At 58.0% G+C, this 15,510-nt stretch carries 7 protein-coding genes; 6 read left to right on the top strand and 1 reads right to left on the bottom strand.

What is annotated here, in order from left to right; all coding sequences use genetic code 11:
* Positions 1-209 precede the first annotated feature (209 nt).
* The 4 genes from IFT53_RS02875 (at position 210) to visR (ending at position 11,029) form a co-directional block, all read left to right on the top strand.
* Positions 210-7,379 (top strand): hypothetical protein, encoded by a 7,170-nt coding sequence (locus tag IFT53_RS02875; RefSeq protein WP_192063411.1) that lies wholly within the window; start codon positions 210-212, stop codon positions 7,377-7,379.
* A gap of 120 nt (positions 7,380-7,499) precedes the next feature.
* Positions 7,500-9,185: a flagellar basal-body MS-ring/collar protein FliF gene (gene fliF, locus IFT53_RS02870; protein WP_042618014.1), complete on the top strand. Its 1,686-nt coding sequence runs from the start codon at positions 7,500-7,502 to the stop codon at positions 9,183-9,185.
* Between the two features lie 357 nt (positions 9,186-9,542).
* Entirely contained in the window at positions 9,543-10,274 is a 732-nt protein-coding gene (visN, locus tag IFT53_RS02865; protein ID WP_042618015.1) for a transcriptional regulator VisN, read from the top strand.
* Between the two features lie 11 nt (positions 10,275-10,285).
* Entirely contained in the window at positions 10,286-11,029 is a 744-nt protein-coding gene (gene visR, locus IFT53_RS02860; RefSeq protein WP_042618016.1) for a transcriptional regulator VisR, read from the top strand.
* A gap of 123 nt (positions 11,030-11,152) precedes the next feature.
* On the opposite strand, the gene IFT53_RS02855 is transcribed toward visR, so the two are convergent.
* Entirely contained in the window at positions 11,153-13,075 is a 1,923-nt protein-coding gene (locus IFT53_RS02855; RefSeq protein ID WP_192063412.1) for an O-linked N-acetylglucosamine transferase, SPINDLY family protein, read from the bottom strand.
* 373 nt (positions 13,076-13,448) lie between these two features.
* Between IFT53_RS02855 and IFT53_RS02850 the strand changes: the two genes are divergently transcribed.
* Positions 13,449-14,327 carry a flagellin N-terminal helical domain-containing protein gene (locus IFT53_RS02850; protein ID WP_042618081.1) on the top strand — a complete coding sequence of 293 codons (879 nt, stop codon included), beginning with the start codon at positions 13,449-13,451 and terminating at the stop codon, positions 14,325-14,327.
* 270 nt (positions 14,328-14,597) lie between these two features.
* Positions 14,598-15,473 (top strand): flagellin N-terminal helical domain-containing protein, encoded by an 876-nt coding sequence (locus IFT53_RS02845; protein WP_192063413.1) that lies wholly within the window; start codon positions 14,598-14,600, stop codon positions 15,471-15,473.
* The last annotated feature ends 37 nt before the right edge of the window (positions 15,474-15,510 follow it).

Below are 15,510 nucleotides of genomic sequence, written 5' to 3'. Positions count from 1 at the left end.
TCCCTCACGCGGGAGTGGGGCGTTTTGCGTTTCTGGCGATGAAAATGCGTCATTTTCTTTTCAAAAGACTGAAAGCCTCGCGCAAGCAACGAAAGCTAGGGTTGTCGATGTCGAATGCCGTTTCGCGTCCTTTCAGGATGGCGGCACGTGCGGGGTTTCCCGCTGCGCACTTCGTCCTCGATATTTGAACTCGCGATCAAGGCTTGCACATGACGTCGATCATACCCTCACTTTCCCCAAGCCAGATTGCGAAAGTTTCGACAGTCCAGATTGCGGCCTGGTCATCCGAGGATATGGGGGCGCTCTCCACCGAGCAGGTCAAGGCGCTGTCCTCCAGGCAGATCAACGTTCTAAGGTCAGACCAGATTGCGGCCATGGAAACGCAAGATCTGGGGGCAATGTCGCCCAAACAGCTGAGCGCGATTTCCGCGAACGCCGTGGTTGGGCTGTCGCTGGACCATATTGCAGTTCTGGACAAGATTTCCGTTGCCAGCTTTGGCGCCGCCCAGGTTGCTGCCCTGACGACCGCGCAGGTTGCACGGCTGACGACCAATCAGGCCGAGGCCCTGACACCGTCGCAGATCGCGGCCATGAGTTCCCTCCAGATTGCAGCGCTCGACTATGAGGATTTGACCACATTTTCGATCGCTGACATTGCTGCCATGTCCAGCAAGGGCATTGCGGGACTGAACACGACGTCTGTGAGCTTCCTATCCAATGCGCAGATCGCGGCTTTCAGTGCTGCAGCTATTCCTGGCTTGAGCACCGGGACGCTCACCGCATTGACCGACGAACAGCTAGCTGCCCTCAACACGGCGGCAATTTCGAATTTGACATCAGACCAGCTCGGCAGCCTAAGCTCCGGGCAGATTGGCGCATTCACCTCAGCTCAGGTGGCGGCCTTGAAGGCCGTCCAGATCGGCGCGCTGGGAGCAGGCTATATCGCCAATCTTTCTGCAGCTGGTATTGCAGGATTAAGCACGACAGCCATCGCCAGCATGTCGACAGCGCAGGTTGCCGCCCTTTCGGATGACCAGATAGCAGCGCTGACCACGAAACAGGTCGGCGCTCTTAGATCGACGCAGATCACTGCCCTCTCGTCTACCGGCTTTGCGGCTCTTACTCCTGCACAGATTGCAGCCTTGAGCACGAGGACGATTTCTGCACTGACCGGCGACCAGATCGAGGCCCTGACCTCCGCGCAGGCGGAAGCCCTGACGTCAGCGCAGATCAAGGTGTTGAGTTCTGACCAGATTGCGAAGCTGGAGGCGGAAGATATCGCCAGGTTCTCGACGGCCGATATTGCTGCGATCACGGCAGCGGCTGTTGGCGGTTTGGGCTCCGCCATCATCCAATCGCTTTCCACCGCACAGGTCGCAGCGTTTAGCACCAGTGCCTTTTCCAGACTGACCCCGGCTCAGATCGGGGCGCTGGATACGACCCGGCTCGCGGCGCTGACCGCCAGCCAACTTTCAGTAATGACATCTGTTCAGGCGGCCGCAATTCTGTCGGACGATGTTGTGGCGCTCTCGACATCAGCACTCGGTTCACTCTCGGGCAAAGCAGTCTCCGGCTTCAGCGCGGCTGTCGTTGCAAACTTGACATCCACCCAGATTGCCGCATTGGCAACAGGTGCGGTCGCCAGGCTGACCACCCAACAGCTGTCGGCGCTCTCGACAGATCGAGTTGGCGCGCTGACCGCGTTGCAGGTCAAAGCCTTTAGCTCATTGCAGATCGGCGCTCTGAGTGCCGATGGTATAAAGACGTTTTCGGCCGCTGACATTGCCGCCATTTCCACCAGGGCTATCTCGGGCCTGAGCACGGAAGCTGTTGCCGCACTGACATCGGATCAGATCAAGGCACTCACCACCGCAACAGTTGCCGTGTTTTCCTCCGAACAGTTCAATGCGCTGACAGGGGATCAGCTGAAGGCTCTGACGACCAAGCAACTGAGCTCGATCAAAGCTGCTCACATCAAATCGCTGTCAACGGATGATGTCTCTTCGCTGTTGCCTGCCCAGATCGCCTCTCTGGCAACGGCGGCCATTGCCGGGATGTCAACGGCACAGATTAACTCCCTGACGACACTGCAATTGACAGCCTTGACCCCAGCACAGGTGAAAGCGCTGACTGCCACGCAGTTGTCGGTGTTGAATTCCGAGGACCTTGCCACATTTTCGTCGGAAGATATGGCCGCCATAAGCGCGAAAGCCATTGCGGGCATTACGTCGGGAACATTGGCGTCGCTGACGTCAGACAAAATTGCTGCGCTCAGCCCAGCAGCCATTCCCGGGCTGACAACAGGTCAGTTCGATGCGCTGACCACCTCGCAACTTGCCAGCCTCACCGCCGCTCAGGCCGTGATGTTGAATTCGGCCCAGTTGGGCACGCTGGGATCTGCAGATGTTGCCGCACTGAAGGTAGAAGCGGTGGCTGGCTTGAGCACCGCCGCAATTCCAGGTCTTTCGACCACCGCCATTGCAGCTCTCACGCCTTTGATGATCGCGGCCCTACGCCCGAGTGCAATGGCGACGCTGACCAGCGACCAGGTCTCGGCCATGACGTCTCAGCAGGTCGGCGCATTAACGACGGCGCAGGTGAAGCTCCTCACATCCACCCAAATTGCGGCTTTGTCTCCAAGAGCCGTTGCGGCACTTTCAACGGTTCAGATACCGGCAATTGCCACCAAGGCGCTTGCTGGCTTTTCAGCCGGTCAGATTACCGATCTCACCAGCGCGCAAATCGCGTCCCTGACCCCATCGCAAATTTCTGCCTTGACCTCCTCACAGCTTGGCGGACTGAAGCCGGAAGACATTGCGGCGATATCTGTTGCCGGAATTCAAGCGCTGACCGCCGGTGGCGTTGCAGGATTGTCAAACGAAGTCATCAACGGGCTTACCACCGACAAGATCGCTGCGCTGAGCGTCGGCGCTATCGGCGCGTTGACGTCCGCCCAGATCGAGGCACTTTCGACCCTACAGGTCGATGCGTTGAAGGCGCTCCAGATCGCTGGCCTGAAGTCGACGCAGGTCGCTGTGCTGTCGACCGAGGACCTCGCCACGTTCTCGACGGAGGAACTGGCGGCACTGAGTGCAAAAGGCGTCACAGGCTTGAGTACCGCCAACATCGCGGCGTTGACGCCAGACAGGACGAAAGCCCTGTCAACGGCGGCCATTGCCAACCTGACATCGGATCAGATCGGCGCTCTGGCTACAGCGCAACTACAAGCGATGACGAATGAACAGATTGGCGCGTTGACATCGACCCAGGTCGCAATGCTCAGCCCGACGATGATGGCGGCGCTGACGTCCGACCAGCTCGCAGCGATGCGCCCCACTTCGGTGACCAGTCTGACCGACCCGCAGCTTAAAGCACTGACGCCTTCGCAGATATCCGTGCTTTCCACCAAGCAGATCTCCGGTTTAAGCTCGACGCAGGTTTCTGCGATGAGTACGGCGCAGATTGCTGCGATGACCAACGACCAGATTTCCGCGTTGAGCACAGCCGGCGTCGGAGGGCTTTCGAGCAAGCATATCGGGGCCCTTTCCCCCAATCAGGTCGAAGCGCTGAACAGCAATCAGATCGCGGCAATGACCAATGAGCAGATGGAAGGTTTCGGTGCCGACGACATCGAAAAATTCTCTGCAAATGAGCTTTCCGTCATCCGTTCGACTGCTATCTCAGGCATATCCACGGCCGTTCTGTCATCGCTCAGGCCCGACACCATTGCAGAACTGAGTGCAGCCGGCGTTTCAGGCCTGACCACCAGGCAGGTGGCAGCACTGACGTCCACGCAGATTCCTGCGTTAAAGACAGGACAGGTTGCCGCGTTGACCGGCGAGCAGGTGGCAGTGCTGCGGACACAGGACATCGCCGCGCTGACGACCGCACAGATGGCCGCGTTCAGCGCAGGAGGGATTACCGGGCTGACAACCGCGCAGATAACAGTCCTGGATTCCGATCAGGTCGAGGCCCTGACCGCGGTGCAGGTCGGTGCATTGAACTCTGTTCAGCTTCGCGCGCTCGGAACGGCGGGTATCGCCACATTCACGAATGCCGAGATCGGTGCGATCAATGCCGCCGTTATCGACAGCTTGCCGACGAGCACAATCGCCAGTCTCACGACTGACCAGATCGCATCCTTGAGCACGACAGCTGTTGCAAGCCTGACGACCGCGCAGGTCGATGCACTGAGCACCGGCCATATAGCCGCCCTTTCGACCAAGCAGGTCGCAGCCCTCACAGCCAAACAGCTGGGTGCTTTCAGCATCTCTGACCTTCAATCCATGACGGCAAACGGTCTTGGCGCAATCAGCCCCGCAGCCATTGTCGGGTTGTCGACAGCAGACCTTTCCGTTCTTCCGAATGAGACGGTAACATCATTCAGCAGTGCCGCGATTGCAGGTCTGTCGACTGCGCAGGTGGCAAGCCTGACGTCGACCCAGCTCACGGCACTCCTGACCGGACAGGTTGCCGCATTGACGTCTGGCCAGGTTGCGGCCCTTGGCGCCAGTACCGGTTTCCTCAGCACGTATCAGATAGCGGCACTGAGCACGAATGGCGTGGCAGGATTGTCTAGCGCCCAGCTTGCTGCCTTGACCACGGTGCAGACCGAGGCCTTGACGTCGGCGCAGGTGGCTGCGCTCAGCTCTGCGCAGGTGGCTGCGCTGGGTAGTGAGGATTTTGCCGTGTTTTCCTCAAGGGAAATTCAGGCCTTGTCCAGCAGCGCAGTTTCGGGACTATCCATCACCACGCTGGCGGCACTTGAACCAAGCATTATCGCGGCTCTGGCACCGACCGCTATTCCAGGTCTTTCGACGGCCCAGATTGCCGCTCTGAACTCGAATCAGATTGCCGCATTGACGACATCACAGATTGCAGCCCTGGGCTCCAAGCAGGTCGCTGCATTGGGTACGGTGGGCGCTTCGGCGCTCACCACCTCTCAGATTTCCGCTCTCAGCACCATCGGAATACCCGGCCTGTCTGCCGCGCAGGTCTCCGCGCTGTCCGCCGTCCAGATCGAAGCTCTCAAGTCCGATCAGGTGGCGGTATTGACCGCGACGCAGGTGGCGGGTCTGGATGCGGCCGATCTGGGCGTATTCACCACTGCGGAGCTCGCGGTGTTGAGCTCGAGTGCTATTCTTGGTCTTTCCTCCGAGACACTGGCTGGACTTTCAGCTGACCGCCTTTCCGTTCTCGGCACCGCTAGCGTATCTGGCCTCTCAACCGCGCAGATCGCATCGCTGACGTCTGACCAGCTGCCCGGGCTGACCACGGCGCAGGTCGCATCGCTCGGCTCAAGGCAGATTGCCGCGCTGAGTTCAGCCTCGGTCGGATTGCTGACGACGAGCCAGATTGCCGCCTTAAGCACCGCCGGTGTTACCGGGCTTTCAAGCGCCCAGATCGCTGCCATGTCGACCGTCCAGATCGAGGCGCTGACTTCGACGCAGGTGGCTGCCTTGACCTCCGCACAGATTGGCGCGCTGGGTTCCGATGACTTTGCCGCCCTCTCCACCGCAGACCTTGCATCTTTGACATCGAGCGCCATTCAGGGAATCTCGACCCAAACGCTGGCCGGTCTTCCCAAGGAGCGGATTGCGGTTCTTGGAACCGCCAGCATCTCCGGTCTTTCCACCGCGCAGATTGCTTCGCTGACGATGGCGCAGCTTGAAGCCCTGAGCACAGGACAGGTTGCCGCACTCGGCTCCAGACAGATCGCGGCGCTTGGAACAGCAGGCGTGCAGACCCTGTCTGTCGCACAGGTCATGGCCCTGAGCACGGCGGCAATTGCCGGGCTTTCCACCGACCAGATCGTTGTATTGCCAACCGACAAGGTGGAAGCCCTGAAACCTGCCCAGGTGGCGGCGCTGTCTTCCACGCAACTCTCGGCCTTCGGTAGTGACGATATCGATGTGCTTTCCACAGATGATCTTGCGGCACTGCCCGCCCATGTCATTCAAGGAATGTCCACTGAGGCACTTGCCGCCATGTCACCCGCCCGCATCGCCATTCTGAGCCCCGCTGGCGTCTCAGGGCTGACTAGCGGCCAGATTTCGGCGCTGAGCCCGGATCAGGTGGAAGCATTCACCAGCAGTCAGGTGGCAGCTCTCACCTCCCGCCAACTTGCCGCATTGGGTCTGGATGATCTGAACACCTTCTCTCCGACCGACCTTGCCGCCATCAGCGCGGGTGCGATCGCGGGCATTTCGACGGCAATACTGGTAGCGCTGCCAACCGAGACGATCAAAGCGCTCAGCCCAGCTGCTATCCCCGGCCTCTCCGTCTCGCAGATTGCGGCGCTGAACGTGGATCAGATCAGCGTCCTGTCTACGGGGCAGGTGGCTGCTTTCACGTCACAGCAGGTCGCAGCTCTCGAAACGGCTGATATCATCGCCCTCTCCACGGGCCAGATCGCGGCTCTCAGCACCGCCGGTGTTGCTGGTCTATCCAGCGCGCAGGTGGCGGCGATGACGCTGGAGCAGGTTCATATTCTAACCACCGCGCAGGTCGGTGCCTTGACCTCCACGGCGATTGCCGGACTGACGGCGGAAGAACTTGAAACGATGAGTGCTGCGCAGATTTCTGCCATCAGCTCCTCGGCCATCGCTGGGCTGGCAACAGGCTTCATATCAGGACTTTCCGCCGCAGAAATCTCGGCCATGGGAACGCGTGGCATTGCTGGCCTGACGGCCCAGCAGGTTGCAGCCCTCAGTTCCTATCAGCTCGAAGGACTGTCGACCGCGCAGATCGCGGCGCTGAGCGCCGATGGTATTTCCGGATTGACAACCGCTGGCATGGCGACCTTCTCGACGGCAGATATTGCAGCCATTGGGCCATCTGCCATCCGGGGTCTGAAAACCGCGATCATAGCGGGCCTGACAACAGACGACATCAAGGTGCTGACGCCTGCGCAGGTTGGCGGGCTGGGTTACAACCAGATCGCGACATTGACCACGGCGCAGGTGGATGCTCTTTCCACAATGCAGCTGGGCGCGCTGAACGCCATCCAGACCGCAGCGCTCGGAACCGACGATATCGCCCTGTTCACGACCGAAGACATCGCAGCTCTTGGCACCAGCGGGGTGGCTGGCCTGACGACGAGCGTCATTGCAGCGCTGACCACGGCGCAGAGCGAGGCCCTGACACCGGCACAGGTGGGCGCATTGACGGCGTCCCAGGTCGGAAGTCTGTCGAAGGACAATATTGCGAAGTTCTCAACCGCAGATATCGCCGCCTTCAGCTCGGCAGGGGTGGCAGGTCTTTCCACCGGTACGTTGGTCAGCCTGTCCAGCCAGCAGATCGATACGCTGTTGAACACGCACATGGGTGCGCTGACGCCGACCCAGGTTTCCGCGATCATCGGCTCCTATATTGACTGATGAAGAAACGCTTGCGCGCAATCTTTAACAGCCATCCGGGAAATGCTCGCGCAAGCTTCGCCGTCTAGTTTGCTATCGAGGCCAGAAGGTCTCGGTTCTTCGAATGACGGTGCGGACAGAATGAATCTGTTAAATCAATTTCCACAGGTTTTAAAAAATTTCGCGGCCCTCGGGCAGACGCGGCTTTTGATGCTGGGTGGTGTGGGCGTTTTGTCCATGGCAATCGTCCTTGCGGCTGCGCTCTACGTAAACAAGCCTGCCTATGAGACGCTCTATGTCGGCCTGGAAACGATGGATCTGAACAAGATCAGCATCGCTCTTGCCGAATCGAACGTTGATTTCCAGGTTGGTAGCGATGGCACGAGCCTTCAGGTTCCCGTGGGCATGACCAGCAAGGCTCGCCTGCTGCTGGCCGAACGCGGTCTGCCTGATAGCGCCAATGCAGGCTACGAGCTTTTCGATAGCGTCGGCTCACTCGGCCTCACATCCTTCATGCAGGAAGTGACCCGGGTTCGCGCGCTTGAAGGCGAAATCGGCCGCTCCATTCAGCAGATTGACGGCGTTGCCGCTGCACGCGTCCACATCGTCATGCCGGATGTCGGCAATTTCCGCCGCGGAGAGCAGAAGCCCACCGCATCTGTCATGATCCGCGCCAGCGCCACCGCAGGCCGCAAGGCCGCATCCTCCATTCGCCACCTCGTTGCCTCGGCTGTTCCCGGCCTTGAAGTCGATGATGTGACGCTGCTCGACTCCACCGGCCAGCTTCTGGCCTCCGGCGATGATGTCGGCAACGGCGCACTGAACCGCTCGCTTACGCTGGCACAGAACGTGCAGCAGGAACTTGAAACGAAAATCGACAAGGCGCTTGCGCCATTCCTCGGCATGGACAATTTCCGCTCTACGGTGACCGCCGAGCTGAACACCGATAGCCAGCAGATCCAGGAAACGGTCTTCGATCCCGAATCACGTGTCGAACGCTCTGTGCGCACGACCAAGGAAGACCAGAAGTCTCAGGAAACAACGCCTGATTCGGCTGCGACGGTTGAGCAGAACGTGCCGCAAGCTGCGCCACAGGGCGGCGGCGGCGGTCCCAAGTCTTCCGACGAATCGGCCAAGAAAGAAGAGCAGACCAACTACGAGATCAACTCCAAGACGACAGCCACGGTTCGCAATGGCTACACCGTCAACAAGGTTTCCATCGCCGTCGTAGTCAACAAGGGCCGCCTTGCCAAGATGATTGGCGAACCCTCCGATCAAGCCAAGGTCGATGCCTATCTCGCCGAAATGCAGAAGATCGTTGCGTCTGCAGCCGGTATCTCGACCGATCGTGGCGACATTGTCACCATCACCGCCATGGACTTCCTCGAAACACAGCTTCTGGACCAGGCAATTGCCGGACCGGGCGTCATGGAAGTTCTCAGCCGCAACTCGGCTGGCATCATCAACTCGGTTGCCTTCGTCATCGTCGCCTTCCTCGTAGTCTGGCTGGGTGTCCGCCCGATGGTTCGCTCGATCTCCGGTGGAAGCACATCCACCGCAGAGCTTGCCCAGGAAGCAGGTGGTCTGGAACTGCCGGACTTCTCTCCAGGCATTGGCGAATCCAGCGGCGGTGGCCTCATGGACGGCTTCGGTTCGGACTTCGGCTTCGACAGTGCCGACGACCTTCTCTCCGGCGACAATGGCGATGGCGACTTCAATCGCCGGGTTCGCGAAGGACCGGAGCGCCGCCTCTCGCGCATGGTGGAAATCAGCGAGGAACGCGCCGCCAAGATCTTGCGCAAGTGGGCAATCGAAAAAGCAGCATAACAGGAAGGCCGGTATCACACCGGCCTTCTGCCGTTTTATCACTTGCATCAAATCGGCACACATGTTCTCCTTTGGGACGTCGTTTATAAATGGTTAACCAGCTCCATACTTTACCTTGGAATAGTGAAATCAACTCTGTGCGAGGCGCAGAACATGAATATGATTTCGGCAAGAGATTCAGGAGATAAAAACGGGGGATGCCGCCGGCAGGCAATGGTTTTTCCCGTAGCGTCTTCTAAAATAAAGTGATTCGGTCGCCAGGTGCGCAATTCGCAGTTTGTGGTTGTGTTCCTGAATGGAAATGATTTCCATCCCGGTTAAAATATCTCCGAATGGAGAGTAAGAGGGCGTAGGCTATTGAAGGTGGATTTTGATGTTCGCAGGCTCTCTGCTGTGCCGTTTGACAGGTCGGTGAAGTCATTGCCGCGCGATCAGTTAGTGAGGAACCTCGCGCTTGCGGCTGCTGACAGCAACGTTACAGCGGCGGTCGAGATGCTTGCGTCCTTTGCTGGCGCGGCTCACTATCTGCTGGCCCGCGAAGACCTGTTGCAGGAAGCCGGGCTGAACTTCATCATCACGTCCGACTGGCCGTTCGATCTGGTGCGCAGGCTGAGCCTTGAGCTGACCAACAATCAGAACCGCGTCAGCGAAATGGAAAAATGCCTGGCGCTCTTGAAGCCAAGGATGCTTTTCCTTCCCGAAGATGCCGTCATTCCCCATGGTGTGAACCCGCAATATTGCGCAATCACCTTCTGTGTTGGTCGCGTCAGGTTCTCTCTTCTGCTGCTGTTTGCTGAGGATAGCGTGCCCGTGGATGATCGGCTGCGGGAGGCAGGCATGCTGGCAGGATATTTCGCCAGCTCCGGTGTCGTGGCCGAATCGCGTGTCGAGCGCGACATCGATCTGACCGAGCGCGAGCTTGAGTGCCTTTTCTGGATTGCCGAGGGCAAGACCAGCGATGAAATGGCGACGATCCTGGGAATTTCCCGCAATACAATCAACAACTACATCACCAGTGTCATGCGCAAGACCGCAACCAAGACCCGCTCCGAGGCCATTGCCTATGCGGTCCGCAACAATCTGGTATAGGGGCGCATCAGATGGGGTATTACAAGGGTTCCGACGGCGCCACAGAGCTGGTCTCGCCGCCACGCACAGGCTCGTCTGCCAGCCGTTCTGATCTGTTTCCCAGGCTGGTGGCCATACAGCGCGTTTTAGGCGCGAAGAACTTCGTTGTGGTTCGGGCGATCGCATCGGGCTTTCCCAACAAGCGCAAGCTGTTTTGCGAGATGGAAAACTGGGGCATCAGCGCCAACGAACAAAGCGCACGCCTCGTTCATGCCATGGGAGATCGTCTTCTCGATCACCTGGAGCGATCCCTGCTGCCTGTGACCTGGAAAAGCGACAGAGGCGGCGGCTTTGCCGATATTCCCGATGTGCCGGCGCTCATGGTTCGGCTTCTCAACGAAGAACTGTCCTATGCCGGATTGGCGCTTCCAGCGCGGCTCGGTACGATTGGCAACGGCTATGTCGTGTTCTGCGGAACGAACCTGCTGCTGGACAACGAAATCGTTCTCGAGCAACACATAAAATGCACCGAGATCATGGTGGATCTGCTCGCCCTCGATGAGCGGCGTGTGACACCGGCGGAATCGCTCAGCGAACGCGAAGTGGCCTGCCTGCAACTTGCAGGTGATGGTCGCATCAGTGAAGAAATCGCCGTCAAGCTCGGCCTGTCGGTTCACACCGTCAACGCCTACCTCGGATCAGCCACCATCAAGCTGGATTCCGTCAACCGCATCCAGGCAATCGCGAAGGCGATCCGGATGGGCTACATTCACTAGAACGTCCCATTCAACACGGAAATCCGCTTGCCGGGATCACCCCGAACACACGGATTGTGTTAACGCTTTCTTAAATTCTGTTTCATCGGCCTGACGTCTCGCAGACATCAGGCCGATTTTTTATCATCTCTCGTCGAACGGCGCAGTCCGTGGAGGCAGGGCAGGGACGTCGAAATGATCAGGTGCTTCGCCTGATTTCGCCCTGTCGGCCATCATCTGATAGGCCGTTTCCAGATGGCGGCAATAGCGTTCCGCATCGAAAAGCGGTTTTACAAAACGGTTCGCATCAATGCGGGCTCTGATGTTCTTCAGTGCCTCAGGGTCCTGCGCGAAGGCAACGGCCATGTCTGCATAGGCCTCTTCATCCTCGGCGATCAGTTCCGGCGCTCCGATGGCATGCAGCAGGCTTTCACTGACGCGGGAAGCGAAGTTCGTGCCCTTCATGGTCAGCACGGGCAGGCCTGACCAGAGCTGCTCCGACGTTGTCGTGTGGCCATTGACCGGGAAGGTGTCGAGGCCGAGATCGGCAACCGTGATACGGTTAAGGTGAAGCTCGAACTCCAGCTTGTTCATGAAGAACACACGCTTTGCCGGAATGCTCAGCTCCAGGAACTTGGCGAGAATGTTCTTTTTGCTGTCCTGGCTGTTGTGCAGAATCCAGATGACGCTATTGGGCGTGCGCTTCAGGATGTTGCCCCAGGCCTGAATGGTTTTCGGGGTAATTTTGCGGTTCGCGTTGAAGGATGCGAAAACGAAGGCGTCTTCCGGAAGGCCCACATCGGCACGGCTCATCTGCTTTGCCAGCGGACGGTTGACAGGGTCGTTTGGCTGATAGGTATCCGGCAACCGCACGAATTTCTCGTAGTAATGCGGCTTGGAGCTATCGGGCAGAACATAGTGGTCGCCGATGACGTAATCGAGGTCGACATTGACGGTGGAGCCCGGAAAGCCGATCCACGCAACATGAACGGGTGCCGCGCCCATATTGAGAATGGCTGTGCGGTTGCCCGCGGTGTGACCCTTGAGGTCGACCAGAATATCGATGTTGCGGGCCTTGATGGTGGCCAGCGCCTCTTCATTGGTCATCTCTCTGATGGTCACGACGTCGCCCCACAGGCTGCGGTCGGCCTCGTTCGTTTGCAGGAGATCCGGGTCGGAGTGGCAAAACAGCGTGACCTCGAAGCGGTCACGATCGTGCAGCTCCAGCACGCGACGGATGAGCTTCATGGTCGCATGCTTGTCGAAAAGGTCGGAGGAAAGGTAGCCGACGCGGATCTTCTCGCCCCATGTGTGAGGCATCTGGTGCCGCTTGACGGTCATCTCAGGGCTGAAGACCGGTGTGTTGCTGCGGGCTATCTGGTTGATGTGTTCGTCAGCACTCCAGTGGAGATTGAAGAACGTGCCATCAAGCGCAATGAAATCGGTCTCTCCGGCTGCCACGGCTGCATCGATGATGGGCTGATGAAGCTCGATTGCGTCGTACTTGCTGTGTTCGCGGCAGAATACGAGATACATCAGACGCACGGCCTGCTGGCGCGGCAGCTTTGCAAGAAGCAGGCGGGCGGTATCGATATCGCGCGGGTCGAACAGATCCCATGTGGTGATGGCGATGCGCGCGCCGAGCTTGATGTGATCGATCTTGTCGCTCTTCATCAGGATGCTTTTCAGCGCGCGGGCAATCTTCTGCTCACCGCGCTCGAGCAGGATCGTGCCAACGATATAGGTGATGTCCGGGTGCCTGTGGAAGCGGTGGATAAGCCTGTTGGAAAGGGCCAGCGCCTTGTCCTTCTGGCCGCCGTCGAAATAGAGTTTGATGGCCTCAACGAGATAGCTTTCGGCTTCCATGCCGCCCTGCTCGAACGCAAGCTCATAGGACGTTGCGGCTTGTTCCGGCATGCCGATTTGCAGGCAGGTCTTTGCCAGAAGAGCATAGGTCCGTGCGTCGCGCTTGGTATCGATCAGCCGGTTCAGCGTTGCCAGTGCCTGCGTATATTGCCCTGTCTTGAAGTGCTTGGATGCCGCGGAGTAGCTGATTTCGTTCAACATTTTTCTTGTTCGATCCTCTTGCCATCGTCGCTGCAGGCATAAGCCCAAGACGGACACAGATGTAGCCGTTTCAAAATTTCTAATGAAAGATACGCGCTGAAGCTTGCTTGAAGCAGGACTTTGCGAGGCGTGGGCCATTCCAAACGGAACAGCCTTAACCATGGCCGTTTGTCCATAATTAACCATCAGAATCAACAGCTATAGGTCTATCTCCGAAATTAAGGACTTGGAAATGCTTGCCGCGCATTTTCAATCCTGCGTGACGGGTTTGGTGTCCATGGAATTGGAACCGAGTGGCATGATGCCGAACCGTTCGCGCCGGTACGAAATCCGGCATGTCCCTCTCTTGTACCGCGTTTTTAAGGGGCAACTTATGTCTAGCATCAACTTCAACTCTTCCGCCAGCAACGCACTCCAGACACTGCGTGGCATCAACAACAACCTCGGCAAGACCCAGGACCGCGTTTCGACCGGCCTCAAGATTGGCGACGCTTCTGACGGTGCGGCTTACTGGTCCATCGCGACGACGATGAAGTCTGACAACAAGGCACTCGGCGCAGCAACGGATGCACTCGGCATCGGTGCAGCCAAGGTCGACACGGCTTATGCCGCTATGGACAGCGCGATTGACGTCGTCAACGAAATCAAGGCAAAGCTGACAACCGCCAGCGAAAGCTCTGTCAACAAGGACCAGGTCCAGCTCGAAGTTAAGAAGCTTCAGGAACAGCTGACAGCTATCGGCCAGGCAGCATCCTTCAACGGCGAAAACTGGGCAGTTCAGTCTTCCACGTCTTCGAAGACAACAGTTGTGGACGGCTTCATTCGTAACACCGACGGCACCGTAAAGGTGACGAACGCGTCGTTCGACTCTGGCTCTTATGCCATGTTCAGCACGATTGACGGCGGCGTCGGCAGCGGCGGTGTTCTGGCCGGCGTTATGACGATCGCTCTTACGAGCGTCATGACACAGGGTCAGATCGACGACTTCCTGACGACTGTTGAGACAGCGCTCAGCGAATTGACCGATGGTGCAGCGGCTCTCGGTGCTCTGTCCAAGCGTATCGATCTTCAGGACGCATATTCCAGCAAGCTTAGCGACGCTATGGAAGCCGGTGTAAGCAAACTGGTCGACGCCGACATGGAAGAAGAATCTGCTCGCCTCTCTGCTCTGCAGACACAGCAGCAGCTGGCAGTACAGGCGCTCTCGATCGCCAACTCCAGCTCCGACAGCCTGCTCACACTCTTCCGTTAAGACGAGTTTCAGCTCGGAAATTCGAAGGTCGGACCGCGAGGTCCGGCCTTTTTCGTTGTTCGTTAACAAAGTATTACCAAATTATTTTCAAAATTAACTAAAAATTTATACAATATTTGGAAGTCCTTAACCTTAATGGGTTTAGATCGGTCTATCGAAACGACGGCCGAATGTTAACTATATTGCTCGGCAGGCATGAAGCTGATCGTCGTTTACCGGTAAAGGCCGGAATGTCCCTTCAATTTACTTGCCAAAGGGGCAATTAATACTATGACCAGCATCCTGACCAACACTTCTGCTATGTCTGCACTGCAGACCCTTCGCTCAATCAACAGCGACCTTTCCACAACGCAGGACCGCGTTTCTTCTGGTGAAAGGGTCGGCAAGGCTGCCGATAACGTTGCCTACTGGTCGATTTCCACAACCATGAACTCGGACAACAAAGCGCTCAACGCTGCGACCGACGCTCTGGGTGTTGGTGCTGCGAAAGTTGATACAGCTTACGCCGCCATGGACAGCGCGATCGAGGTCGTCAACGAAATCAAGGCAAAGCTGACAACCGCCAGCGAAACTTCGGTTAACAAGGACCAGGTTCAGCTCGAAATCAAGAAGCTTCAGGAACAGCTGACAGCCATCGGCCAGGCAGCATCCTTCAACGGTGAAAACTGGGCAGTTCGCGGCGCCGCTTCCTCCACAACCGTTGTGGATGGCTTCATCCGCAGCGCCGACGGCACTGTCAAGGTAACAACAGCAACGTTCAACGCTGGCTCCTACGCCCTGTTTGACACAATCGCTGCTGGCGTCGGCAGCAACGGCATCTTGGCTGCCGTTATGACGATCTCTCTGACGAGCGTAACGACTCAGGGCAACATCGACACGTTCCTGACCACAGTTCAGACTGCTCTCGACACGCTTACAGACGGTGCCGCAGCACTCGGTGCTCTGTCATCCCGTATCGACATGCAGGACGACTATTCTGCCAAGCTTAGCGATGCGATCACAGCTGGCGTGAGCCGTCTGGTCGACGCTGACATGGAAGAAGAATCAGCTCGCCTCTCGGCCCTGCAGACACAGCAGCAGCTGGCAGTTCAGTCGCTCTCGATTGCGAACTCCAGCTCCGAAAACATCATGACTCTCTTCAGATAGTCGTTTCACTCTTCAAAACAGAAAGCCGCGCTCTCAG

Source organism: Rhizobium sp. CFBP 13644 (assembly GCF_014842165.1).
Classification (GTDB): Bacteria; Pseudomonadota; Alphaproteobacteria; order Rhizobiales; family Rhizobiaceae; genus Agrobacterium; species Agrobacterium tumefaciens_C.
The sequence above is the reverse complement of the archived record's forward strand: the minus strand, read 5'-3'. Positions and strand labels throughout refer to the sequence as shown.

Excerpts from the sequence above, each read along its gene's own strand:
- IFT53_RS02855 (WP_192063412.1), bottom strand. The coding sequence starts at position 13,075 with ATGTTGAACGAAATCAGCTACTCCGCGGCATCCAAGCACTTCAAGACA.
- IFT53_RS02845 (WP_192063413.1), top strand. The coding sequence starts at position 14,598 with ATGACCAGCATCCTGACCAACACTTCTGCTATGTCTGCACTGCAGACC.
- fliF (WP_042618014.1), top strand. The coding sequence starts at position 7,500 with ATGAATCTGTTAAATCAATTTCCACAGGTTTTAAAAAATTTCGCGGCC.
- IFT53_RS02850 (WP_042618081.1), top strand. The coding sequence starts at position 13,449 with ATGTCTAGCATCAACTTCAACTCTTCCGCCAGCAACGCACTCCAGACA.
- IFT53_RS02875 (WP_192063411.1), top strand. The coding sequence starts at position 210 with ATGACGTCGATCATACCCTCACTTTCCCCAAGCCAGATTGCGAAAGTT.
- visR (WP_042618016.1), top strand. The coding sequence starts at position 10,286 with ATGGGGTATTACAAGGGTTCCGACGGCGCCACAGAGCTGGTCTCGCCG.